The organism is Vibrio sp. 1F255, assembly GCF_041439145.1.
GTDB classification, from domain to species: domain Bacteria; phylum Pseudomonadota; class Gammaproteobacteria; order Enterobacterales; family Vibrionaceae; genus Vibrio; species Vibrio crassostreae_C.
In genome coordinates this window covers 16,678-40,866 of sequence record NZ_JBGONQ010000022.1, presented here as the reverse complement: position 1 = coordinate 40,866, position 24,189 = coordinate 16,678, and the positions used below count along the sequence as shown (strand labels likewise).

The window sequence follows — 24,189 nt, the reverse complement described above, 5'->3', positions numbered from 1 at the left end:
CGACATTAACTGGCGCTAGAGCGCGCCAGATAAGAAACTAGATGTTGCTTGTAAATGCTCGAAGAACGGCGCAATGATTCGACTAAATTCTGGAACCAATTGCGAATTCTTCCACCACTCAGAACTTGGGAATGCAGTAAACGCATCCATGAAAAACAACACTGCAGAAACAATCAAAACACCACGTAAGCCACCAAAGACGACACCGAGGATTCTGTCTGTACCTGACAGGCCTGTTTTCTGAACTAGTTGACCGATGACATAGTTAACTAAGGCACCCACAACTAACGTTGCAACAAACAATGCTGCTATCGCAGTTCCGTTTCGAAACATCTCATCTTCGATATTGGTGAAGTACATCGCTAATTTAGCGTAGTACTGGCTAGCAATAAAAAATGCTCCAAACCAAATAACGAGTGACAAGGCTTCTTTAGCGAAACCACGAACTAAACTGATCACGGCAGAGAAGCCGATCACGCCTAAAATGACAAAATCTAACCAATTCATGAATTCTTCATCTTAAGTTGGCGCGCATTTTAACAGAAAAAATGCTGACGCAAACGTTTTCTTATGGATTTAACGGTTTAAATTTGAGCAACTGGCCTTTTGAACCCGTAATTTTTTCTAATTCCTTAATTTGTCGCTCAAGTTTGGATTTAGAGACATCCGGGCCAATAATTACTCGCGTAAAAGTTTTTTCTTGCTTGGTGTGAGCCTGATAACCGCGCTTTTGCAGATCCTTAACAACGTTTTTTGCGTTGTCAGCATTCTTCAAAGCCATCAATTGAATAATCCAAGCACTGTCTTGGTATTCATTTTTTTCAGGTACCGGCTTAACCACAACTGCCACTTTGTCTGCTTCTTTATCATTAGAAGAAGACGCGGTTTGCGTGTTTGAATTATCAGTACGACCACTTTCAACCACTTGCTCAACCGGAGAATCCGGTAGCGCTATCTGATCTTCAACGGGATCGAGTACTTCAAACACTTCAACATTACTATCAAGCTCAGGCTTAATTGGAATGCTTGCAAACTCTTCTTTGTAGTGGAGCTTCTTACCATCTAGTACATCGGGCAATACAATCACGCCAATGGCCACTAAAATGATGGTGCCGACTAACCGGCTTTGGAATTTACTTGCCATTTAGTTTCCTTTTTTCTGCCAATGCTCCAACACTTCACCCACTGTATGGAAAGAACCGACAACCAACACAACATCGTCACCTTTAACAGAAGCTAAAGCCGCTTCAAACGCTACAACAGGGTTTGAATACCGCTCTACACCTTCAGGTAAGCTTTGACACAATTCAGCGGCTGTTGCGGCTCGTGGGCCGTTCAGCGAAGCTGGGTACCAATGTGTTGTTATTGGAGCTAATACTTCCAATGTCGCGGGGATATCTTTGTCATGAAGCATGGCGACTACAACGTGTAAATTTTTGCCTGCATACTTCTTCGCGACTTGCTGCGCAAAGTACTCAGCAGAATGCGGGTTGTGTGCTACATCAAGCACAATCACCGGTTGTTCGCTAATTTGCTGCATACGCCCAGGAAGCTGCGCATTCTTCATGCCGTTAACCACGTTCACGTCGCTAATACTAAGCTCTGATGTGCCCAATGCCATCAACGCTGTTGCAGCGTTAGGTAACGGCAGGCTTGGAATAGGTAGCGATTCTAGTTGGAATGCACCACTGCGCCAGTTCCACGTATCACCGTCAACATCATAAGTGTATTGAATACCGACTTGGTAGAACTCAGCCTTAATGTCATCAGCGTGCGCTGCAACCGTAGCCGGTGGCTTGGGTTGACCACAGATAGCGGGTTTACCGCTACGATAAATGCCCGCTTTCTCAAAACCAATCACATTGATGTCATCACCTAGCCAGTCAACATGGTCGACAGCCAAACTAGTAATCACAGAAACATCATGCTCAACGATATTGGTCGCGTCTAAACGCCCGCCTAAACCCACTTCTAAAAGCACAACATCAACCGCTTCAGTTTGAAATGCACGTAACGCCGCTAAAGTGCCATATTCGAAAAAACTCAGGCTGATTTCGCCACGCTCTTTCTCAATGAAATCGAAAGACTGAACCATCTTTTCATCAGATAGATCTTGGCCGTTGATACGAACACGTTCGTTATAGCGAATTAAGTGAGGAGAGCTGTAGACACCAACTGAGTAACCAGCGTCCAATAGAATCGCTTCCATCAGTGCACATGTTGAGCCTTTGCCATTGGTTCCGGCAACAGTAATAACATGTTGAGCAGGTTTGGTGAGGTTTGCCTTAGAGGCGACGGCCTGAACTCGGTCTAATCCAAGATCAATAGCGCTTGTGTGGATGTTTGATAAATAATCAAGCCACATCTCCAAAGAGGATGTGGCTTGAGGAATAGGTTGTTGACTCATCTAACTCATAACCATAATTAAGTTGGTTTGTTAGAAGGTACTTTACCCTTTTTCTGGCGCTTCTGGTACTTCATAAGTAGCTTCATTCGGTGAATCGTTCACAGAAACTACTAATGGTGAAGGCTGGTTGGTCATTTTAGCAACAAGGCTTGCAACGCGCTGACGCATCTCACGACGGTCAACAATCATGTCGATAGCACCGTGGTCTAGTAGGAACTCACTGCGTTGGAAACCTTCAGGAAGATCTTCACGTACCGTTTGTTCGATTACACGACGTCCAGCAAAACCGATCAGTGCTTTTGGTTCACCAATATTGATATCGCCAAGCATTGCCAAACTTGCAGAAACACCACCCATTGTTGGATCAGTCATAACTGAAACAAACGGTAGGCCTTTCGCAGATAAACGCTCAAGCGCAGCACTGGTTTTCGCCATTTGCATTAGAGACATCAATGCCTCTTGCATACGAGCACCACCACTTGCAGAGAAACACACTAAACCACAGTTGTTCTCGATAGCAGCATCTACCGCTTTCACGAAACGAGCACCAACAACAGAACCCATTGAGCCGCCCATGAATGAGAATTCAAAAGCACACGCTACGATAGGTAAACCCAATAGTTCGCCTTTCATTGCAACTAATGCGTCTGTTTCACCACTGTTCTTTTGAGCAGCAGAGATACGTTCTTTGTAACGCTTAGAGTCTTTAAACTTCAGCTTGTCTTGTGGCTCAAGATCAGCACCTAGTTCAACACGCTCACCTTTGTCTAGGAATGTATCCAGACGACGACGTGCTTTCATGCGCATGTGATGGTCACATTTTGGACATACTTCTAGGTTACGCTCTAGTTCAGCATGGTACAGAACCTGCTCACAAGAAGTACATTTCGTCCAAACACCCTCAGGGATAGACGCTTTACGAGATGTTACGATGTTGCTTTTTTCTAAAATCTTTTCAAGCCAACTCATGGAAGACCTTTTTGTTTCGATTCTTCCGCTTGATTGCGAAAGAAATAAATTTGGGAATTATGCGTGTGAATTAAAGCACATAAAACAGCGACTGTAGATAAAAAACTGGTTGTACCTATTTTCTGGGACTATCTTACGCACTAAACCGTAATAATTTTTGAACCTAAGTCTCACATTTAGTTCAAATTATCCGGTAAAAATAGAGGACCAATTGGCTCTCGTGGTAGCTCAAAATGTTCAGGATAATCAACATCCACCAGATACAAACCTTCCGCTTTTGCAGTTGCGCCGGCTACTTTTCGATCTTTAGCTTCTAAAAGCCACTGGATCCACTCTGGTTTCTGCTCACCTTTACCTACGGCAATAAGGCTACCCGTAATATTCCTCACCATGTGGTGAACAAACGCATTCGCTTTAATATCGATCACAATGTAGTGTCCATGACGAGTCACGTTCAAGTGAATCATGTTTCTCCATGGGCTACGAGATTGACAGTGTGTTGCCCTGAACGAAGTGAAGTCATTCTCACCAAGTAAGTACTGACCCGCTTCATGCATTTTTTTCTCATCAAGATGACCATGATAATGGCTCACACCTGAATTCAAAATGCCTGGGCGTAGTGCATGGTTAAAGATAATGTAGCGATAACGGCGGGCAGTAGCCGAGAAACGAGCATGGAAATCCTCATTCACTTCTGTCGCCCAACGAACCGCAATATCTTTTGGCATGTTGGCATTCGCGCCCATTGTCCATGCCACCATTTTACGATCGACATTAGTTTCAAAGTGAACGACTTGTCCCGTACCGTGAACACCGGCATCTGTACGACCTGCGCACATAACTTCTACAGGGTGATTCGCGACAACTGAAAGAGCCTTTTCCAATTCTTCTTGGACACTTTTCACGTCTCGTTGGCGCTGCCAACCAAAGTAGTGGGTACCGTTATATTCAATACCTAAAGCAATTTTCATGTTCTTGTTCTCTTTGAAAATGGGCGAGAATTATATACGGAAATCAGTGCTAGCCCAAATAGGATGGGGCTAAAACTTCAATAAACAATCAGCATCGACCGAGACGATGCTGTTGAAAAACCAAATGAAACGATAGCGCTCTGTATCGCCTTAAAATAAAGGGTAGCCAACGCTACCCTTTCTGATTTGTAAATTTATCGACCGTTTAACGTATCGATAAGATTTTTTGCCTCTCGACGAATATCATCGCTGCCGTCAACGATTGCCTCTTCTAGAAGCTTAATTGCCCCTTGCGAGTCACTCATCTCGATGTAGATTTTGGCCAAATCAAGCTTACCCGCAGCTTCTGCATTGCTGTCGACATCATAATTGCCAATATCACCGATAACATCAGGGAATTCGTTAAGACCCACATCCAGTTTAAGCTCTTCATCGTCTGGATTAATGACTTCTTCACCTTCTTGCTCGACTTGAGCCATTAGCTCATCAATCGTCATGTACTGCTTATCACGACTGTTGCCTGATTCGGTTAGATTGTCTTGTTCAGCCCAATTCTCTTCTTTGATTTTCGGTTCAGCTTGCTGTTCAGCCGATGCCCAAATCTCTTGTTGGTCATCAGGCACATCATTATGCATGCTCGATTGTTGTTCTGGCGCTAGGTTAAAGCCTTTCCAGTCTTCGCCGCCGACTTCAAGCATGGCGTCAATATCTAACCCTGCGCTATCAATCGAAGTTGCGTCCAATGGCTTATCGAACATGTTGTCGACAGAGTCTTGAACATCTTCAGAAAGCAACTCAGCTAATGCTGTCTCATCAAAGCCATCAAAGCCTTCTAGTGGCTCGTCTTGAACCGCTGCAGGCGTTGAGTTTGGCTCTGAAGCCGCGCTCAGTGATTGTTCTGGCTGTGCAAAACCAGCCGGTTCAGAGTCTTCAGCATTCGAGAAATCATCAGCCTGACTATAGCTCTGCGGATTTGAGAACAGATCATGCAACGCATCTTGCTCTTCGCCTTGTGGGCTGAAAGAAGTCAGTGGTGTTGGCTTCTCAGCAAACGCATCAGAGATGGCTTCATCTTCACCATATTCCGGTAAATCAAACTCATCGAACTCTACGCCTTGGGCTTCCGCCACCGGCTCGGCATTGCTTTGCTCAATATCATCTAAAACAGAGTCTGCTTTTGCGCTTTCTTCATCGTACTCCGGAAGATCAAGGTCATCGAACTCGAACTTCTCTGTGTCAGGCGCTAAGTCTTGCTCTAACTGTGCTTCATCTGGTTCACTCACCACTTCCGCTAACGCATCGTCTTCACCAAACTCTGGTAGTTCGAAGTCATCAAGCGAGAATTCTTCTTCGCTTTCTGGTTTCGCAGTTTCAACTTGTGGTGCAGCATCTAACTGAGGCTCAGCGGTAGGTTGCGATTCAACACTTGATTGAGAGTCTATAGCAGGCGTTGCTGGCTCTGTTGTTGATTCAGCATCAGCTTCCGCTAGTGCGTCTTCTTCACTAAACTCTGGTAAGTCGAAATCATCAAACGAAAACTCTTCGTCGTCTTGCGCCTGAGCTATAACTTGGGCTTCAGTTTGAGGCTCAACACTTGGTTGAGCATCAATAGCTGGCGTTACTGGTTCTGGTGTTGATTCAGCATCAGCTTCCGCTAGTGCATCTTCTTCATTAAACTCTGGCAATTCGAAGTCATCAAACGAGAATTCTTCTTCGCCTTCTTGTCCTAGAACTTCAGCTTGTTCTGCTACTTCCGCTTGTGGTGTAGCTTCAACTTTCGGTTCAGCGACAGGTGTCACTAGCTCTGGTGTTACGTCAGTTTCCGCTAATGCTTCTGGTTCAGACGCCTCATCTTCAATCAGCCAATCATCGTCTTCTGGCACACCAAATTCATTTGGAATGATCTCTGGCATGTTTGCAGCACGAACTGGCTCTGGCTCTGGCTCTGGCTCTGGCTCTGGCTCTGGCTCTGGCTCTGGCAAGGATTCAACGACATCTTCAAGCTGATCGCTACCTTGGATTTTCGGTTCAAAGTCAAAATCAGAGTCAATGTTCGCTGGCGACTCTACATCGTCGATGGCTTCAGCTAACCAGTCTTCAACCGTTTCTTCTTCATCTTCAGAGATATCGTTCAAAGACGATGGCGAAGCTTGCTCTTGTACGTCGGCTTCTTTCGGCTCTGGTTCTTGTTGTGCGGTTTCTTCTTTAACTCGCTCTTCAAAATCTGGTTTGTCAAAATCAGAATTCTCAGATAACAGCGAGTCGATATCCAGTTCATCATCTTCAACCGATGATGCGGTTTCTTGCGCTGATACTTCGTCGCTGTCTAAAAGAGACGCTTGCTCTGGTTCAACCGTATTGTCAATTGATGGTTCAACAGGCTCTTCTATTGCTGGCAACAAATCATTGTCATCAGAAGTCATTAACTCATCAATCAACGCTTCGTCTGTTGTTTCTAGCGAGTCATCAAGCAAAGCATCCGTTGCCGGTGCGACACCGAACAAATCATCGATAAAACCATCACGATTAAAGGCTTCATCATTTTCTGGCTTAATGTCAGAACTTTCTTGAGTCATTTCAGAATCTAACGATTCATCAGTAACGACTTCAGGTTGTGGTGTTTCACTAATGTCCGGATCTTGCTCAGGCTCACCTTCAGAGGTTAACGGAGTAAGCTCAACGTCTGAGTCCTTTTCAGGCTCCTCATTGGCGTTGTCCAAACCAAAGGCTGCGTCTAACTCTTTATCAAACGTCTTATCTTCAGATTCAAGCTCGTCTTCAATGCCACTTGTCAGTAAGTCATCAAATGGGTCTAGAGATTCTGATTTTGATGCATCCGCTAAAAGCTCATCATCTGACAATTCACTATCAAGGAAATCATCCAATAAGTCGGTACTTTCGGCGTCGAGTTCGAAATCATCCTCGTCAGAGTCACCTATTAATTCATCCAAGGTTTCCGTGCTGTCTTCTGCGATGTTGAGGTCATCATCGGTCGATAAACCAGAAAGCTCTTCAAGCTCAGACAGAGAATCAAAGCCAAGAGGTTCGCTTTCAGACTCATCATCCGAATCGTCCCCTAGCATCTCATCAAGAAGGTCTGTCGAGTTACTTAGGTCTACGTCATCGCCTGCCAGTTGCTCATCAAGCAGATCAACGCTGTCTTGAGGTTCTTCATTTACGATGGGCTTATCGAACTGAGACAGAATGTTTTCGATATCATCATCAGACGCCAAACCACTGTTTAGGTTAGTGGCAATCTCATCGTCGCTATCGAGGTTGAAAGGGTCATTCGCTTGATCGTTCTGAGCAGCAACTTGGGCAAAGATGTCATCAATATCATCATTCGCTGTCGGTGAAGCTGGCTCAGGGGACTGTTGTTCAGAGATTAGAGCATCAATATCGAAGCTGTCGTCATCTTCGTCATCAAGAGCAAACAGATCATCTAATAAAGATTGGTCTAGCTCGTTGGAACCGAGATCTTCAGTTTCAGACTCTTGAGATAGTAAAGCTTCAATGTCATCAGCAGACATTGCGTTATCATCAGAAAGATCAAAGTCGACATCATCAGTATCGACGGCGCTTTCCGCTGTTTTGTCTAGCGCACGTTCCATCTCTTCAAGGCCAAGCGCTTTCTCTTCGCCATTAACACTAATGCCGTTGCTGCTGTCTAAATCTAGATCGTCGAAGTTGGTGTCTAAATCACCGTTTTCGCCAATGCTAGCAAATGGGTCATCGTCTTCACCATCTAGATTGAAATCGAGATCAGATTCATCTAAACCAGCAAAGACATCATCCTCTTCGGCTAGCGCTTGATCGTCAAACAGCTTGTTGGCGTCATCTTCCGTACCAAACAAGTCATCATCTAAAGACAGCTCGTTAAGGTCGTCCATCTCGTCGCCCAATGTAATAGGTGCAACGGTACTTGGTTCTGGCTGGAGCGGTTGTTCTTGAGTCGTCTGCTGTTGCTCATCATTTTTAGAACGACGGCCTAACAGCATCACAACGATCAAACCAATGAGCAGACCTGGAATAATCGCAAGAGCCGCCACTAACCAACCATTCGATAACAGTTCGTCCATGACACTTGGTGCCATCTTTTCAATTTCGGCGTTCTTTCTGCGCTCTTCATCAAGCAGCTTTTCCACTTCGCTACGAATGCGGTCTTCATCACTGAGCTCTGTTTTTAGCTCATCCACTTCCGATTGAACATTCGATAACATCAAACGAAGTTGGTGATTTTTCTCTTCAAGTGACAGCAGTTCAGTTTCTGAAAGCTCTAGCTGCTTCTCTAACTTGTTCATCTCTTGGGTTGGTGCAGATTGAGCTAGAGATGATTGAGTTGGAGACAATGGCTTTTTAGCAGTTTCAGTAGTGCTTACTTGCTTAGCAGGAGTAACATTTTTTGCATCAGAACTCGGCGCTTTGGGTTTTGAAGCGACAGGCTTACTTGCAGGAGCATCAAGCTTAGCAAGATGTGAGTTCATGATGTTGATAGCTTGCTGCGTCGAGCTTGCACGTGCTTGCTCTAAAGAAGGCACGCGTAGATTGCTCGCAGGCAGCAGGCTATGGATATTCTGGTTTTCAAACGCTTGTGGGTTTAAGCGATAAATAGCCAACAGAGTTTGTTGGACTGAAACGGAGTTATCAGGGCGTAACTTTGAGGCAATAGACCACAATGTTTCTGAGCCGCGAGTTGGACCATAGAAACGTGAAGGCTCAGCGCTATTTGATTGCGCTCTTTGAAGTGGTTCTGAAAACGTAGGCGCTGATTGTATCTGGCCATTAGGCCCTACAACTCGAATGGAATCTGCACGAACAACGGAAATCTGAGTCGCAATGATAAAGGCAAAAGGCATTAACCACGGCTTGAAAATTTGAAACATAAAAGGCTCAGCTAGGTGCTTAAATTCGGAAAAGTGATGATCTATTAAATATATCGGATAAATGACGTAAAACTATAGAGATGAAAACAAAAAATGTGTTGCAGCAACAATATTCGCAGCAATTTCACACAATTTGACTAACAATATTTTTAATCGATTAAAAAAGCCCCACTAAAGAGTGAGGCTTTTTTATCAAAGCAATAAAGCTTAGAAGTAATCGCGAATCAGAACTTCAGCGATTTGAACTGCGTTTGTTGCTGCGCCTTTACGAACGTTATCAGCGACAACCCACATGTTTACGCCACTGTGATGGCTGATGTCGTTACGAATACGACCAACCATTACGTGGTCTTTACCACCTGCATCACGAACTTGAGTTGGGAAGTCTAGCGCTTGGAATACTTCAACACCTTCTGTGTTCTCTAGAAGCTGAACCACTTGCTCGGCACCGATTGGTGCGCGAGTTTCAATGTGTAGAGATTCTGCGTGACCGTAAAATACTGGTACGCGGACACAAGTCGGGTTCACTGTGATTGAAGAGTCAGCAAAGATTTTTTGAGTTTCCCAAACCATCTTCATCTCTTCACGCGTGTAGCCGTTCTCTGTAAATTCATCGATTTGAGGAATACAGTTGAAAGCGATTTGTTGTGAGAACGCTGAGTTTTCAGCTGGCATACCGTTAAGAAGCTTAGCCGTTTGACCCGCTAGCTCATCGATACCTGGCTTACCTGCACCAGACACAGATTGGTAAGTTGAAACGTTAATACGCTCAAGGCCCACTTCATCGTGAATTGGTTTTAGCGCTACTACCATTTGGATAGTCGAGCAGTTAGGGTTCGCGATGATGTTACGGTTACGGAACTCAGCAATCGCTTCAGGGTTCACTTCAGGCACAACCAGAGGAACATCGTATTCGTAACGGAAGCGTGATGTGTTATCGATGACAACCACACCTTCATCAGCCGCAATTGGAGCCCAACGCTCTGAAAGCTCGCTACCTGCAGAGAAAAACGCAATATGTACTTGAGACCAATCGAAGTCTTCTACGTTTTGTACTTGTATTGTTTTGCCGTTAAAACGGGAAGTTTTGCCTTCACTACGTTCACTTGCTAGTAAGTGCATTTCACCGACAGGGAATTTACGCTCTTTAAGTACTTCAAGAATGGTTTCACCAACCGCACCAGTCGCACCTAAAATAGCAATATTAAATTCTTGGCTCATTGTTTCTCTCTTTTATAAAGTTGGCTTTACCATAAAACCGAGTTTAGATAACGGCGTTAAATTACAAGATTCGTCGCCCGTTAACTCGACTGCACTGTACTCTCTGCGGTCCCAATATTCTTTACGCATCTTGTCAAAAGAACCCGGCGTAACGATATTGCGACGGAATAAGGCGTCGTCTTTGCGCACATCATAGATCAACTGAGTCAAATTGTGCAGTGTTGCTTCATCCCAAGCTCTATCTAATTTCATTTGAGGTACAGGCGCTGTCGGCAATAAGTCGCTTGCATACGCACGCTGTTCAGTACCTAAAAATTCACAATAACTGTTGAAGATCATCGTGGTACCACGCGCTTTACCTTCTAAACCGTAGCCCGCTACGTGAGGCGTTGCAAAAGCGAGTAACGGAAGAAGCTCAAAGTCGACTTCAGGTTCAAACTCAAACACATCAAGCACTGCAGTGAAACCATCGGCTTTTTGCAGGCGAGCTTTTAGCGCTTGGTTATCAACCACAGGACCGCGAGCTGCATTAATCAGGATTTGATCAGCACGTAAGTTGTTCAGCACTTGCTCACTGATCAAGTGATGCGTTGGATACTCACCCGTCTTAGTGATTGGCGTGTGTAATGTAATAACGTCTGATTGTTCAAGCAAAGTCTCTAACTCAGTAAATTCGCGAGTATCACCCTCTTGCTGTTTTAGAGGGTCGTTCAGCAGAACTTTGATACCAATACCTTCAAGGCACTTCGCTAAGTAACTGCCCACTTGACCACAGCCGATAATACCAACCGTTTTATCAAAAACAGAAAAGCCTTGTTGCTGCGCAAGCACCATCATCGCACTGAACGCGTACTCAGCAACACCCACCTTGTTACAACCAGGTGCCGCAGTAAAGAAAATACCACGCTCTTTCATCAACTCTTGGTCAACGTGATCCATGCCAGCCGTCGCAGTACCAACAAACTTCAGCTTATTGGCTTTGCTGATCAATGACTCGTTTACCTTGGTAACAGAGCGAATCATCAATGCGTCTACGTCAACTAGGTCGTCAGCTGTTAATGTGCGACCAGACTTCATTGTCACTTCCCCTAGCTGGCTAAAAAGCGCTTCAGCGTAAGGCATATTTTCGTCGATTAAGATTTTCATTTGGCGAGTACTTTTGTTGGGGTCTATCGACCTAAATGTGAATTGAAATGATTGTGCAAAATTCCACACACGGTGTCGAGTAGCAATTGGAATACATTATAAATAAAGGACTGAATCACCTAACCTTGGCAGACAAGAACCGAAACCAGAGTGAACACCCAAGATCAAACGGCTAAAACGAAAAATGCCCGATTGAATAAACAATCGGGCAAACATCCAGAACAAAAGGATCCTATCTCGCTCTCCAGGAGACAGAGTCTTGCGTCTGTTCAACCAGTACTAACCAAAGTCAGTACTGGTCAAGCTCTGGAAACCTTTCAATCTCTAAACCCAGATTTAAAAACTATGTTCAAAAAACACGTTTACCAACCTGCGTCTAAAAACTTTGTTCTGATGGTCATTATTACTGGGTGACCTGTGCGTGTTGAATCGGCACTAGCGCAACCCTTTAACGATTAACCTTGTCTCTGTAACTCAAGCTTAAGTTAAGCTTGGTACTTTTTGATTACTAGCGTTGCGTTCGTACCGCCGAAACCAAAACTGTTAGACATAACTGTAGTTAGCTCTTGATCACGAGCTTCAGTTACGATGTCTAGGCCAGCAGCAGCTTCGTCTAGGTTCGAAACGTTAATGCTTGGAGCGATAAAGCCGTTATCTAGCATTAGCGTTGAGTAAATAGCTTCGTGTACGCCAGCAGCACCTAGAGCGTGACCTGTCATCGCTTTAGTTGCAGAAATTGCTGGGCTGTTGCCACCAAATACTTCTTGGATAGCGCCTAGCTCTTTAACGTCGCCAACTGGAGTTGAAGTACCGTGAGTGTTCACGTAATCAACGCCATCAACGTTTTGCATCGCCATCTTCATACAACGAACCGCACCTTCACCAGAAGGAGCAACCATGTCGTAGCCATCTGAAGTTGCGCCGTAGCCTACGATTTCACCGTAGATTTTTGCGCCACGAGCAACAGCGTGCTCAAGCTCTTCGATAACTAACATGCCGCCGCCACCAGAGATAACGAAACCATCACGGTCTGCATCGTAGGTACGAGAAGCCAGCTCTGGCGTGTCGTTGTACTTAGTAGAAAGTGCGCCCATTGCGTCGAACATCATAGTCAGAGACCAATCCAGTTCTTCACCGCCACCAGCGAATACAACGTCTTGCTTACCAAGTTGGATAAGCTCCATTGCGTGACCAATACAGTGTGCAGATGTCGCACATGCAGAGCTCATAGAGTAGTTCACACCACGGATTTTGAAAGGAGTTGCTAGACAAGCAGAAACCGTAGAAGCCATTGTACGTGGAACCATGTATGGACCAACGCGCTTCACGCCTTTCTCACGGATGATGTCTACCGCGTTTACTTGGTTTAGAGATGAAGCACCACCTGAACCCGCAACGATACCCGTGCGGTCATTAGATACTTGATCTTCAGTTAAGCCAGAATCAGCAATTGCTTGCTCCATTGAAAGATAAGCGAATGCCGCTGCATCACCCATAAAGCGCATTTTTTTGCGATCGATATGGTCAGCAGGGTTCATTTTTAGGTTACCCCATACTTGAGAGCGCAAGCCATTTTCCTTGAACTGCTCTGAAGCGGTAATACCAGATTTACCCTCTTTCAGTGATGCTAAAACTTCTTCGACGTTGTTACCGATACTTGAAACAATACCCATACCGGTGATTACGACTCGTTTCATGTGACATTCCTATAATTCTAAATTCAGCTAGATGATAACTAAGAAGCCTAACAAAAGTGGTCAGCTTTCCTAGAAATTCGTACAATCCCTACCAACATATCGCTTCAAATCACAAAATGATAGATTTTATGACTTCAATTACTAATGCAGAACTGGAATGGAATGAGTCTGGCACGCCAGTTTCAGACCAATTTGACGACGTTTACTTCTCCAATGTTAACGGTTTAGAAGAAACTCGCTACGTCTTTTTAAAGCAAAACCACCTTCCAGAGCGTTGGCTTGAACATGAACAACGCCGCTTTGTGATTGCTGAAACCGGCTTTGGCACAGGTTTGAACTTTCTTGCAGTTTGGCAATGGTTCGATGCTTTTCTTAAAGATAACCCACAAGCGATGACCAAAGAGTTACATTTCATCAGTTTTGAAAAATATCCTTTAAATAAAGAGGATCTGATCAAAGCACACCAATCGTGGCCAGAATTAGCCGAGTATGCGACGCAACTCCAAGAACACTACCCTATTGCTCTACCTGAATGTCACCGCATTGTGCTGGGCGACGGTGCAATCACGCTTGATTTGTGGTTTGGCGATATTAAAGATTGCATGCCCAACGTACCAACCCCGCGTGAAGGTTTGGTTGATGCTTGGTTCTTAGACGGTTTTGCTCCGAGCAAGAACCCAGAGATGTGGAATCAAAACCTATTCAACGGCATGGCTAAGCTCGCTAAGCAAGATTGTAGCTGCGCCACCTTCACCGCTGCTGGCTTTGTTCGCCGTGGCTTAATTGAAGCTGGCTTTGAAATGAAAAAGGTCAAAGGCTTTGGTACTAAGCGAGAAATGATCGCCGGCCGACTTGGCGAAAAGCACGCTCACACCAACATCAAACCTTGGTATGGCCTCGCTCAACACACTGAATCCCAAGACATTGCGATCATTGGTGGTGGTGTCGCCAGTGCTGCATTAGCCAAAACGCTAAGCCGTCGTGGCAAAAATATCACCCTTTATTGTGAACATCCACAAGCTGCGGGCAATGCCTCAGGTAACAACCAAGGTGCGATTTACCCGCTATTAAGCGAAGCGACCTCGAACGTGTCTCGCGTGTTTGGCCCGGGATTACTGTTTGCTCGTCAATTTATTAATCAAGCGGCTCAGTCTATTCAATTTGATCACAGTTGGTGTGGCGTGAACATCTTGATGTGGGATCAAGGCTCCACTAAAAAGCTCAACCGCATGTTGGAAGGCAACTTCCACACCGACCTGATTCAGCGTTTATCGCCAGAGCAAGCCAACGAAAAGATTGGCTTACCCGTCGATAAAGAGAGTGTTTACTTTCCGCTGGGTGGTTGGCTAAGCCCTCTGCAACTGACTCAAGGCTTGATTAGCAAGTTAGAAGAGAACAACCAAGTAAGCGCGCACTATCAACATCAAGTAACGCAACTTGAGTGGCTCGAAGCTGAACAACAATGGATACTGACGATGGATACACCTCAAGGTGAGATTCAAACCAAGCACGACCAAGTAGTTGTCGCAAACGGACACAAGTTCACTCAGTTTGAACAAACTCAGCCAGTACCACTGACTCCGGTTAAAGGCCAAGTGAGCCATATTCCGACCACGGAAAATCTCAGCCAGCTAAAAACCGTGTTGTGCTTTGATGGCTATTTGACGCCACAGAACCCCAACAATGGTCATCACTGTATTGGTGCGAACTACGACAAAACCAATATCGACCAAGAATTTGATATAGAGGTTCAGCAGCACAATGGCGAGCGCCTACATGGGTCACTACCAGACCAAGCATGGACAAAAGATGTCGATACCAGTGACAACTTAGCGCGCCAAGGTATCCGAAGCGTAAGCCGTGACCACCTTCCGTTTGTCGGAAACGTTGGTGACTTTGAAGCCATTAAGGAGCAGTACCAAGATCTCCACAACTTCAACCCGCAGCGTGACTCGGTTGAGGATGTAGAAACGGTAACAAGCTTCCCTAACCTTTATTGCTTTATCGGACTGGGTTCACGTGGTTTGAGCTCTGCACCATTATTGGCTGAAGTATTAGCATCACAGATCTGTGGCGATCCGCTGCCCTTGCCTGTTGATGTGCTTGAGGCGATTCACCCAAGTCGAATGTGGGTACGCAGACTGCGTAAAGGTAAGGCATTAACGGCTGGATGGGTTGCTGACAAGCATTCTAAATCAAAGCCGTAGTTTCTAGTTCAGCTAATCTGAATATCTGAAACTAATAAGTTAAAAGCTAAAAAGCCCGAACGACATTGTGTCGCTCGGGCTTTTTGTTATTCGTGTTGTTCTAAACGAAGCTGTATTTACAGCTTAGCAACCGCGTCTTTAATCTGTAGAACGATCTCTTCGTTGCTGATAGAACCAGATTCAAAATCAAAGTTATCGTAGAAGCTTGGTACTGAAACTGACGCTTGCACGTTTCCACCGAAGTAAGGTGCAGAACCTGTCGCTGCGCCAAGTACCGTTTGTGCGCCGCCAGGGCCTGGTGAAGTCGCTAGGTAAACCGCCGGCTTCTCGCCAAATACTGAACGCTCAATGCGTGTCGCCCAATCAAATAGGTTTTTATACGCAGCTGGGTAGTGACCATTGTGTTCTGCGAACGAGATAACAAACGCATCAGCTTCAGCTAGGTCGCGCAAGAATGCTTGAGCGCCTTCCGCTTGGCCAATCTCTTTTTCAGTGTCTTCACTGAACATAGGAACATTGTAATCGTTGATGTCTAGGACTTTAACTTCAGCACCTTCAATCAAGTTTGCTGCGTAAGTTGCTAGTGTTTTGTTGATTGAGGTAGAACTTGTGCTTGCGCCAAATGCGATAACTTTCATGATGTGACCTTTCTGTAATTCCGTTAAGTGGGATTAGAATAACGTAGTAAGAAAATGTAACCATCACAAGAAATGAACGGACTCATTCAAAAATTTCGAACGAGTCTCAAATAAACCAGTTCGCTCAGCAAAATGGGAAAGGAAGGGACTGAGCGGATAGTATTAATACATCGAGATTAAGCTTGGTTTTGTAGCTCAACCCAAAGGTCATTAACGATAGTGCGGTCTGCTGGTGTTAGTTCAGAGCGAGCGTCGTCTAGGCTCTGTTCAATACGAGCTTTTACTTCAGCCACATCTTCAATGCCTTCTTCTTCACATGAAGCCACTGAAAGAGAAATATGACCACGTAAGTAACCACCAGCAAACAGTTCATCGTCTGATGCGTTTTCAATGCGAGCATCAATTACTTCAAGTAGTTTTTCTTCAAATTCGATAATCATAATATTCTCTTATTTCACAATAAATTGGCTAGCACATAAAGGTTCTACATCGTAGAAGCTGCGTAATGCTTCAGAGAGCATTTTCACGCGAGGCGGAAAGCCTACTTCAAAGATACCCATAACTTCGCTATGTACTTTATTCATAAAGGCCAAACGATCTGGCTCAAAATCGCCGTGTAGATTGTCACAGCTGACATTAAAAGGAAAGCCTGCGCTCATCGCAATGATCCATTCATACGCTTGTGGGCGAATTTCTACTTTTTCAAACTCAGCTTGAACCGATTCCGTTCGACCGTCAGGTTCATACCAATAGCCAAAATCTTCCAGTAAACGACGCTCAGGCCCAGCAACGCACCAGTGTGCGATCTCATGGAGTGCAGAGGCGTAAAAGCCACGTGCGAACACGATTCGATGGTGTGGGATAGTATCATCAGCAGGCAAATAGATCGGCTCATCAGCCCCTAGCTCTAGTTTGGTATTAAAGCTTTCAAAAAAGGTCTGATTGAAGATATCGATAATGTCTGAGTATTGGTGTGTCATAAAATCAAATTTAAGTAAAAATAACTGGGGCATTTTGCTTTTTTTTAAGCGCTCGGTAAAGCCCTATCAAGCGTAATGACATCGGGTTCGCCATTATACTTTGCAGTGACAATCGATTGCCATTCCCAGATTACACCACTTTAAGGTGAATGATTAGTTTAGCTAATCTGAAACGCCCATTCACGGTACAAATATTCATTCGTCAATCAGCATTTTTACTACTACACTCGCGCTTCATTTTTATATCCCTATGGCCTATAAGACTCCAATTTATAGACCTATATTATAGAGCTACAGCAATGCTACTAAGTGTTTTGTATATCATTGGCATCACGGCAGAAGCCATGACCGGCGCTCTCAGTGCTGGCAAACAAAAAATGGATTGGTTTGGTGTAATGTTAGTTGCGAGCGCAACGGCAATTGGCGGCGGTACAGTACGCGATATCTTACTTGGCCATTACCCTTTAGGTTGGGTTGAAAACCCTCAGTATCTGGCCATCACCTGTATAGCAGGTGTTATTACAACCGGGTTGGCGAAATGGGTTATCAAGCTAAAAGGTTTGTTTATTCGCTTGGATGCCTTAGGCCTAATCGTATTCAGTATCATTGGTACCAAAGTAGCGATGACCATGGGTCTGCACCCGATGATTTGCATGGTATCGGCATTAGTGACAGGTGTCTTTGGTGGTTTGTTACGTGACCTTATCTGTCGTCAAACACCATTGGTGTTACATGAAGAGCTGTATGCCTCTGTCGCACTTGTCGCTTCAGGTTTGTACCTAGGTTTGCTTGAGCTTGGCATCAACGACGTCACGGCGACAATTGTGACGCTTGTAGTTGGTTACTTGCTGCGCATGGCGGCTGTAAGATTCAAATGGAGTTTGCCTTCGTTCCAGCTTGATCCTGAAAGTTCAGTGCATTAATGGATTAAGAGCCTTAAGCTGCTAGCTGTCTTTAATGACGATAGTCGCTAACCGGACGAATAATCCTGCTAATGTGAAAAAGGGTTACTTCATTACGAAGCAACCCTTTTTTGTTTCTACCAATTCTATTCTAAATAAAAAGAAGCAGAATTAGATTTGTGGTGTTTCAGTTGTCACACCAAAGTTTTGACCACGATGACGTAGCAAGTGGTCAAGCAGCACGATAGCCAGCATTGCTTCTGCAATAGGTACCGCACGGATGCCAACACATGGATCGTGACGACCTTTCGTGATTAGCTGCGTTGCTTCACCATCTTTCGTGATTGTGTCACCAGGTACAGTGATGCTTGATGTTGGTTTAAGCGCAATGCTTGCCACAATATCTTGACCAGTAGAGATACCACCTAAGATACCGCCAGCATGATTGCTGCTGAAACCTTCTGGAGTTAATGGGTCACGGTGTTCACTACCGCGTTGATTAACAACATCGAAGCCATCACCAATCTCAACACCTTTCACAGCGTTAATGCTCATTAGAGCGTGCGCGATGTCAGCATCTAGACGATCAAAGATTGGCTCACCAAGGCCTACTGGCACTTTAGTCGCAACCACTTGAATCTTCGCACCGATCGAGTTGCCTTCTTTTAGCAAGTCACGAATCAGTTGATCAAATTCTGGTACTTTGTCGGCATCTGGACAGAAGAAAGCGTTGTTTTCAATCTCGTTCCAATCCACTTTATCAATTGAGATATCACCCATTTGAGAAAGGTAAGCTTGGATTTCAACACCAAATTCTTGTTTTAGGTATTTCTTCGCAATTGCACCTGCAGCAACACGCATTGCAGTTTCACGAGCTGAAGAACGACCACCACCTCGGTAATCACGCACACCGTACTTTTGATGGTACGTATAGTCAGCGTGGCCAGGGCGGAACTTGTCTTTAATTTCGGAATAGTCTTTAGAGCGTTGGTCTGTATTTTCAATCAATAGACCAATAGAAGTACCCGTAGTTTGGCCTTCAAATACACCTGATAAGATTTTCACTTCATCCGCTTCACGACGAGCCGTTGTATAGCGAGAAGTACCAGGGCGGCGACGATCCAAATCTCTTTGAAGGTCTGCTTCGGTAATTTCTAATCCTGGTGGGCACCCATCTACGATACATCCTAGTGCGATACCGTGACTCTCTCCGAATGTGGTCACTCGAAAGTGTTGTCCGATACTGTTTCCTGCCATTGCTTCCTCTAAATCAGCCATCAATCAGAAGGTTTGATTCCTAAACCGACTGGCTAATAGCTTTACTTGTCTATTCTTCGTGAATTCATAGTGGCTTTATTACCAAATGATGTAAACCCCAAAAAACGAACAATTTTAACTTTCTATTACATAAGCCGAATGAAACGAATAACAGAAGAAAATGAGTCGCGCTTGAAAAGAAGTGTTTTATGATATGTAAAATGCAAAAAACCCGACAACTCGGAGAGTTATCGGGTTTCTTTAAATAATGGCACGCCCTGAAGGATTCGAACCTTCGACCACCTCCTTAGAAGGGAGGTGCTCTATCCAGCTGAGCTAAGGGCGCGCTACAGGAACGAATTATACGAATTCGAATCAGTAAAGCAACGGCTTTATGTAACATTCTGATCTAAGTGGGTAAAAAAAGGCCAACAAACATATAAGTGTTGGAAAATAGAGCAAAGCAAACGTTTGCTTGATGGTAATCAAAAAGATTTTCTGGAATAATGCGCCAAAAACATCAGCCACTAACTTGAATATCAATACTAAGGAAATTCATGACTGCTCAAAATATTGATGGAAAGCTAATTTCTCAAACGGTTCGCTCCGAAGTTGCTGCACGTGTAAAAGCTCGTACTGAAGCTGGATTACGCGCTCCGGGCCTAGCGGTTGTTTTAGTGGGTGAAGACCCTGCTTCTCAGGTTTACGTTGGAAGTAAGCGTAAAGCGTGTGAAGAAGTTGGCTTCGTATCTAAATCTTACGACTTGCCAGCCACTGCGACAGAAGACGAATTGTTAACATTGGTAGACCAACTGAACGACGATCCAGAGATCGACGGTATTCTTGTTCAACTACCTCTACCAGCTGGCATTGATAGCACTCACGTTCTTGAGCGTATCACGCCAGAGAAAGACGTTGACGGCTTCCACCCATACAATGTCGGCCGTTTGGCTCAGCGCATGCCTAAGCTTCGCTCTTGTACGCCAAAAGGCATCATCACGCTGCTTGACCGTTACAACATCGACTTACGTGGTAAACACGCGGTTGTGGTTGGCGCATCAAACATTGTAGGTCGCCCAATGACGCTAGAACTTCTTCTAGCAGGTTGTACAACGACAACATGTCACCGCTTCACCAAAGACCTTGAAGGTCACGTGCGTCAAGCAGACGTTGTTGTAGTTGCCGTTGGTAAGCCTAACTTCATTCCTGGCGCTTGGATTAAGAAAGGCGCTGTTGTGGTCGATGTTGGTATCAACCGTTTAGAATCTGGCAAACTAGTGGGCGACGTTGAATACGACGTAGCGAAAGAAAGCGCAAGCTTCATCACACCTGTGCCGGGTGGTGTTGGCCCAATGACGGTTGCGAGCCTAATCGAGAACACCATGATCGCTTGCGAGCAATTTCACTCGAAGTAGTCCGCAGCGCATATAAATAAAATTAGAAAGCCGCAACGTGATGAACGTTGCGGCTTTTTTGATGCTTTGGTACTTAGCTATTCGTTTTTACAACGGGGTGACTCGCTTTTGATGAAGTGCTCGTTGCTACTTATCTGGACTCTCAACTTTTTCCGTCTGTTCAGAAGGCGGTAATAAACTAATAAGCTCACACTCCGTTGATATGAGTTTTTCCAACTCAGATCCTTGTGTCATTAAACGGAAATCACCGCCAGTGATCACCCCAAGAGGAATGGCTTTAGGATACAAAGCATTAAACTCTTTTAAATCAAATGCCTCGGTCAAACCTGTACTTTTAATTTGGCTACCCTGAGCCATCAGTGAGTTAAGCTTAGAATAGGTAATCCCTTCCGAGAACAGACTTCGATTGCCATTGCGGCTCACTTGATGTCTTTCATGCTTAGTCTCTGACGATTCAAGCTCAAACACCTTATTGGCACCAAACTCGTCTTGGTAATGCATGCTGACTAACGGGTTGGTTTGACGATAAGGCGAGACGATCATCGCACGCCCTATCCCATCGAGTTCCAAATTGTTTTCCGCGTGGCTTGAAGCTGGGTTACCAAAGTAAACATTCAAGTTATCCATACGAGCTAAGCGAATGCTTTCCCAGTTAGTATCAGCAAGCACACTGTTGATGTTGTGTGTGGCTAGCACCTTGGCAAATTGTCTTGCAAAGTGAGTGGCGCCAAAGAAGATAACCCCTTGCGCTTTCTCTTGAGTGACCCCTAGCCTTCTCGCCCACCAGCTCGCGGTTAAGCTCTGAATCACAACCGTACCAATAATGACTAAGAACACCATGGGCACGAGCAGATCTGCGCCTTCAATCAATTGCTTCTCTTGCAGTTTTATCGCAAACAGAGAAGAAACCGCGGCTGCTACGATCCCGCGAGGTGCCATCCAACTCAAAAACCATTTATCCGCCGAATTAAGATCCGTACCGATCCCGCTGATCCACACGCTTAACGGGCGAGCCACCAACATAACCACCGCTAGCAACCCAATACCGCCCCAACCTATCGAAAGGAAAGCCCCCGAATCGAGTCGACTGGCTAACAGAATAAACAACGCAGAAATAAGTAACACGGTCAGGGTTTCTTTGAATTCGATGATGTCTTCGATGTCCAAGCCCTTCACGTTGGCAAGCCAGATCCCCATGATGGTCACGGTTAATAAACCCGATTCTTCACTCAGATCATTAGACAACGAGAACGCCGCCAACATTAGCGTCAGCACAGCCACATTACGTAAATAGTGCGGTACCCAATGCCCTTGCAGCATCTTGGCAATCAAATGGCCACCGATGATCCCTAAGCCTAAACCTATGACTAACGTCAGGCCCAGAGCTGACAGAACGTGTCCGGTAGGGTCGGCAGAAGAAACAATGTACTCGTAGACGAGAACCGCAAACAGAGCGCCAATCGGATCAATTACTATCCCTTCCCATCGCAAGATACTGCCTAACGAAGATTTAGGCTGAATACTGCGAAGCATGGGCACGATTACCGTAGGGCCAGTTACCACAACTAATGCACCAAACAGTGCGGCTAACGGCCAACTGAAGTCCACAAAGTAGTATGCCCCCACCACGATACACGCCCATGTAATCAACATGCCGAAACTCACGAGGTGAGTCACCATCCGGCCATGGCCTCTGATTTCTTTGAAATTTAGGGTCAATGCTCCTTCAAACAAGATGATGGCAACCCCTAAGGAGATCATAGGAAACAGCACATCACCGAAAATGGCATCGGGATTTAGAATATTCAGGCCGGGACCTAACAATAGGCCAACGATAAGGAGAGGGAGAATGGCGGGAAGACGTAAACGCCAGCCGAGCTGCTGACAAGCTAAAGACAAGAGTCCAATTAACGCCAAAGAAGAAGTAATCGACAAATCCATTTGTGCCCCTAAAAGGTTTGCACCACACCCTGTGGTACAAACTATTCAATGAAATAAGAAAGCCTACGTTCTTACACTATAGGCTCTCTTTTTCACGCTAACCGAATATTATTGTGATTAATCAGTCACTTTACTATAGGGGGAGTAAAGTCATGATCAGTTAACTATAGAGAAAGTACAACACCAGCAATAGCAGCACTCATTAGGTTAGCAAACACACCTGCACAAATTGCTTTGAAGCCATATTGTGAGATGAAAGAGCGACGCTCTGGAACTAAGCTGCCCAAACCACCGATAAGAATCGCCATGGTAGAGATGTTAGCAAAGCCGCATAGAGCGAAAGTTACGATCGCTTGCGAGTGCTCACTTAGTGCCTCTTTAGCATCCATTAGTTGGATGAAAGCCACGAACTCGTTCACGACAATCTTGTTACCGATCAATGAGCCCGCAACCACAGCCTCAGACCACGGTACACCGATCAGCCATGCAACGGGTGCAAACACATAACCTAGGATAAGTTCGAAGCTTAGGTTTACGCCAAACCAGCCGCCAACGATACCTAGCAAGCCATTCAGCATTGCAATCACACTGATAAAGGCAAGAAGTGTTGCACCCACCGCAACGGCAATACGAAGTCCAGACATAGCCCCATCTGCCATTGCCTCAACTACGTTTGTTGCTCGTGGAATTTCAACGTCAGACTCAATATTTTCTTGAGCGTCATCTGCGCTACCTGGTACTAAGATCTTAGCCATCAATAGGCCAGCAGGTGCAGACATAAATGCAGCTGCGATCAGGTAATTTAGATCAACGCCAAGCGATGCGTAACCCACTAGCGTACCACCAGCGACAGAAGCCAAACCACACACCATCACAGCAAACAGTTGTGAATCCGTCATGTGCTTCAAGTAAGGCTTAACCACCAATGGAGCTTCAATCATGCCAACGAAAATGTTTGCAGTCGCAGACAGTGACTCCGCACGACCTGTGCCCAAAAACTTTTGTAGTGCGCCACCGATAAGGTTGATCACCTTTGGCATAAAGCCGATGTGGTACAAACCAGAGATCAGTGCAGAGAAAAAGATAATGATGCCTAGAACGTTAATCGCGAAAACAAATCCGTTATTCGTTAGGCCACCAAATAGGAAGTTAATCCCCTCTTGACCGTAGTTGATCAAGCTAGATACCGCACCTGTGGCTGCATTCAACGCTTCTTTACCCATTGGTACATACAGAACCAACAGCGCGAATGAGATTTGTAATAAGAAAGCCAAAGAGACTGTTCTTAGTGGAATATTTTTTCTGTCCGTAGATAGTAACCAAGCGGCAACTAAAATAGTGATAATTCCAAGTAGGGAAGCCATGTGCGTCAACCTAAAAGTTGTAGGTAGGAAAGGCGACGCATTCTATAGAGGAAATCGTTTGCGGCAAGCTGAGGTTGTTAATGTGATGTTGGGGTAATCACGATTTAACTATGAGTATAATTAAGTTATTGAATTTTAATAATTAACTTTGATTAAAAAGCGTACTTTTTCCATATGGAAATTATATTTAT

At 45.0% G+C, this 24,189-nt stretch carries 18 protein-coding genes and 1 tRNA gene; 3 read left to right on the top strand and 16 right to left on the bottom strand.

Translation table 11 applies throughout. The features are described from left to right. Positions 1 to 15: 15 nt before the first annotated feature. From ACED41_RS13270 to fabB, 9 genes are all read right to left on the bottom strand, one after another. Complete coding sequence (locus tag ACED41_RS13270; protein ID WP_009848678.1) at positions 16 to 507, bottom strand: CvpA family protein; 492 nt, start codon at positions 505 to 507, stop codon at positions 16 to 18. Between the two features lie 61 nt (positions 508 to 568). After that, positions 569 to 1,144, bottom strand: a complete 576-nt coding sequence (locus tag ACED41_RS13265) for an SPOR domain-containing protein (RefSeq protein ID WP_017063432.1) — start codon at positions 1,142 to 1,144, stop codon at positions 569 to 571. Beyond that, positions 1,145 to 2,407, bottom strand: a complete 1,263-nt coding sequence (gene folC / locus ACED41_RS13260; protein ID WP_017062347.1) for a bifunctional tetrahydrofolate synthase/dihydrofolate synthase — start codon at positions 2,405 to 2,407, stop codon at positions 1,145 to 1,147. 42 nt (positions 2,408 to 2,449) lie between these two features. Continuing rightward, positions 2,450 to 3,376: an acetyl-CoA carboxylase, carboxyltransferase subunit beta gene (accD, locus tag ACED41_RS13255; protein ID WP_017062348.1), complete on the bottom strand. Its 927-nt coding sequence runs from the start codon at positions 3,374 to 3,376 to the stop codon at positions 2,450 to 2,452. 176 nt (positions 3,377 to 3,552) lie between these two features. Beyond that, complete coding sequence (gene truA, locus ACED41_RS13250; protein WP_004734161.1) at positions 3,553 to 4,347, bottom strand: tRNA pseudouridine(38-40) synthase TruA; 795 nt, start codon at positions 4,345 to 4,347, stop codon at positions 3,553 to 3,555. Between the two features lie 194 nt (positions 4,348 to 4,541). After that, positions 4,542 to 9,230 (bottom strand): FimV/HubP family polar landmark protein, encoded by a 4,689-nt coding sequence (locus tag ACED41_RS13245; RefSeq protein WP_371725109.1) that lies wholly within the window; start codon positions 9,228 to 9,230, stop codon positions 4,542 to 4,544. A 207-nt stretch (positions 9,231 to 9,437) separates the two neighbouring features. Further along, on the bottom strand, positions 9,438 to 10,451 hold the full coding sequence (locus ACED41_RS13240) for an aspartate-semialdehyde dehydrogenase (protein WP_017062350.1): 1,014 nt from the start codon (positions 10,449 to 10,451) through the stop codon (positions 9,438 to 9,440). 12 nt (positions 10,452 to 10,463) lie between these two features. After that, a complete protein-coding gene (locus tag ACED41_RS13235; protein ID WP_017062351.1) occupies positions 10,464 to 11,597 on the bottom strand; it encodes a 4-phosphoerythronate dehydrogenase in 1,134 nt (377 codons plus the stop codon). Between the two features lie 485 nt (positions 11,598 to 12,082). Further along, positions 12,083 to 13,294, bottom strand: a complete 1,212-nt coding sequence (fabB, locus tag ACED41_RS13230; protein ID WP_017062353.1) for a beta-ketoacyl-ACP synthase I — start codon at positions 13,292 to 13,294, stop codon at positions 12,083 to 12,085. A gap of 128 nt (positions 13,295 to 13,422) precedes the next feature. Here fabB and mnmC point away from each other — a divergent pair, with 128 nt between their 5' ends. Continuing rightward, positions 13,423 to 15,501 (top strand): bifunctional tRNA (5-methylaminomethyl-2-thiouridine)(34)-methyltransferase MnmD/FAD-dependent 5-carboxymethylaminomethyl-2-thiouridine(34) oxidoreductase MnmC, encoded by a 2,079-nt coding sequence (gene mnmC, locus ACED41_RS13225; protein WP_206360671.1) that lies wholly within the window; start codon positions 13,423 to 13,425, stop codon positions 15,499 to 15,501. A gap of 116 nt (positions 15,502 to 15,617) precedes the next feature. On the opposite strand, the gene ACED41_RS13220 is transcribed toward mnmC, so the two are convergent. The 3 genes from ACED41_RS13220 to ACED41_RS13210 form a co-directional block, all read right to left on the bottom strand. Further along, positions 15,618 to 16,139 (bottom strand): NADPH-dependent FMN reductase, encoded by a 522-nt coding sequence (locus ACED41_RS13220; RefSeq protein WP_017062355.1) that lies wholly within the window; start codon positions 16,137 to 16,139, stop codon positions 15,618 to 15,620. Between the two features lie 176 nt (positions 16,140 to 16,315). Continuing rightward, positions 16,316 to 16,579 (bottom strand): YfcL family protein, encoded by a 264-nt coding sequence (locus tag ACED41_RS13215; protein ID WP_017063425.1) that lies wholly within the window; start codon positions 16,577 to 16,579, stop codon positions 16,316 to 16,318. Positions 16,580 to 16,588: 9 nt separating this feature from the next. Further along, positions 16,589 to 17,119, bottom strand: a complete 531-nt coding sequence (locus tag ACED41_RS13210) for an elongation factor P hydroxylase (protein WP_017063424.1) — start codon at positions 17,117 to 17,119, stop codon at positions 16,589 to 16,591. A 299-nt stretch (positions 17,120 to 17,418) separates the two neighbouring features. On the opposite strand from ACED41_RS13210, the gene ACED41_RS13205 reads away from it, so the two are divergent. Further along, complete coding sequence (locus ACED41_RS13205) at positions 17,419 to 18,042, top strand: trimeric intracellular cation channel family protein (protein WP_017062358.1); 624 nt, start codon at positions 17,419 to 17,421, stop codon at positions 18,040 to 18,042. 150 nt (positions 18,043 to 18,192) lie between these two features. Here ACED41_RS13205 and aroC read toward each other — a convergent pair whose 3' ends face one another. Both aroC and ACED41_RS13195 read right to left on the bottom strand, forming a co-directional pair. Beyond that, a complete protein-coding gene (gene aroC, locus ACED41_RS13200; RefSeq protein ID WP_017062360.1) occupies positions 18,193 to 19,278 on the bottom strand; it encodes a chorismate synthase in 1,086 nt (361 codons plus the stop codon). Positions 19,279 to 19,547: 269 nt separating this feature from the next. Further along, positions 19,548 to 19,624: transfer RNA gene (locus ACED41_RS13195), tRNA-Arg, on the bottom strand. Positions 19,625 to 19,835: 211 nt separating this feature from the next. Here ACED41_RS13195 and folD point away from each other — a divergent pair. Next, entirely contained in the window at positions 19,836 to 20,693 is an 858-nt protein-coding gene (gene folD, locus ACED41_RS13190; RefSeq protein WP_017062367.1) for a bifunctional methylenetetrahydrofolate dehydrogenase/methenyltetrahydrofolate cyclohydrolase FolD, read from the top strand. Between the two features lie 126 nt (positions 20,694 to 20,819). On the opposite strand, the gene ACED41_RS13185 is transcribed toward folD, so the two are convergent. Together ACED41_RS13185 and ACED41_RS13180 are read right to left on the bottom strand one after the other, a co-directional pair. After that, the gene (locus tag ACED41_RS13185; RefSeq protein ID WP_371725108.1) at positions 20,820 to 22,634 is read right to left on the bottom strand and encodes a cation:proton antiporter; all 1,815 of its coding nucleotides are present in this window, start codon (positions 22,632 to 22,634) and stop codon (positions 20,820 to 20,822) included. 164 nt (positions 22,635 to 22,798) lie between these two features. Continuing rightward, positions 22,799 to 23,998: a NupC/NupG family nucleoside CNT transporter gene (locus ACED41_RS13180; RefSeq protein WP_017070302.1), complete on the bottom strand. Its 1,200-nt coding sequence runs from the start codon at positions 23,996 to 23,998 to the stop codon at positions 22,799 to 22,801. Between the last annotated feature and the right edge of the window lie 191 nt (positions 23,999 to 24,189).

Excerpts from the sequence above, each read along its gene's own strand:
- ACED41_RS13215 (WP_017063425.1), bottom strand. The coding sequence starts at position 16,579 with ATGATTATCGAATTTGAAGAAAAACTACTTGAAGTAATTGATGCTCGC.
- folD (WP_017062367.1), top strand. The coding sequence starts at position 19,836 with ATGACTGCTCAAAATATTGATGGAAAGCTAATTTCTCAAACGGTTCGC.
- ACED41_RS13220 (WP_017062355.1), bottom strand. The coding sequence starts at position 16,139 with ATGAAAGTTATCGCATTTGGCGCAAGCACAAGTTCTACCTCAATCAAC.
- folC (WP_017062347.1), bottom strand. The coding sequence starts at position 2,407 with ATGAGTCAACAACCTATTCCTCAAGCCACATCCTCTTTGGAGATGTGG.
- ACED41_RS13235 (WP_017062351.1), bottom strand. The coding sequence starts at position 11,597 with ATGAAAATCTTAATCGACGAAAATATGCCTTACGCTGAAGCGCTTTTT.
- ACED41_RS13265 (WP_017063432.1), bottom strand. The coding sequence starts at position 1,144 with ATGGCAAGTAAATTCCAAAGCCGGTTAGTCGGCACCATCATTTTAGTG.
- fabB (WP_017062353.1), bottom strand. The coding sequence starts at position 13,294 with ATGAAACGAGTCGTAATCACCGGTATGGGTATTGTTTCAAGTATCGGT.
- truA (WP_004734161.1), bottom strand. The coding sequence starts at position 4,347 with ATGAAAATTGCTTTAGGTATTGAATATAACGGTACCCACTACTTTGGT.
- ACED41_RS13185 (WP_371725108.1), bottom strand. The coding sequence starts at position 22,634 with ATGGATTTGTCGATTACTTCTTCTTTGGCGTTAATTGGACTCTTGTCT.
- ACED41_RS13180 (WP_017070302.1), bottom strand. The coding sequence starts at position 23,998 with ATGGCTTCCCTACTTGGAATTATCACTATTTTAGTTGCCGCTTGGTTA.
- ACED41_RS13270 (WP_009848678.1), bottom strand. The coding sequence starts at position 507 with ATGAATTGGTTAGATTTTGTCATTTTAGGCGTGATCGGCTTCTCTGCC.
- mnmC (WP_206360671.1), top strand. The coding sequence starts at position 13,423 with ATGACTTCAATTACTAATGCAGAACTGGAATGGAATGAGTCTGGCACG.
- aroC (WP_017062360.1), bottom strand. The coding sequence starts at position 19,278 with ATGGCAGGAAACAGTATCGGACAACACTTTCGAGTGACCACATTCGGA.
- accD (WP_017062348.1), bottom strand. The coding sequence starts at position 3,376 with ATGAGTTGGCTTGAAAAGATTTTAGAAAAAAGCAACATCGTAACATCT.
- ACED41_RS13245 (WP_371725109.1), bottom strand. The coding sequence starts at position 9,230 with ATGTTTCAAATTTTCAAGCCGTGGTTAATGCCTTTTGCCTTTATCATT.
- ACED41_RS13205 (WP_017062358.1), top strand. The coding sequence starts at position 17,419 with ATGCTACTAAGTGTTTTGTATATCATTGGCATCACGGCAGAAGCCATG.
- ACED41_RS13210 (WP_017063424.1), bottom strand. The coding sequence starts at position 17,119 with ATGACACACCAATACTCAGACATTATCGATATCTTCAATCAGACCTTT.
- ACED41_RS13240 (WP_017062350.1), bottom strand. The coding sequence starts at position 10,451 with ATGAGCCAAGAATTTAATATTGCTATTTTAGGTGCGACTGGTGCGGTT.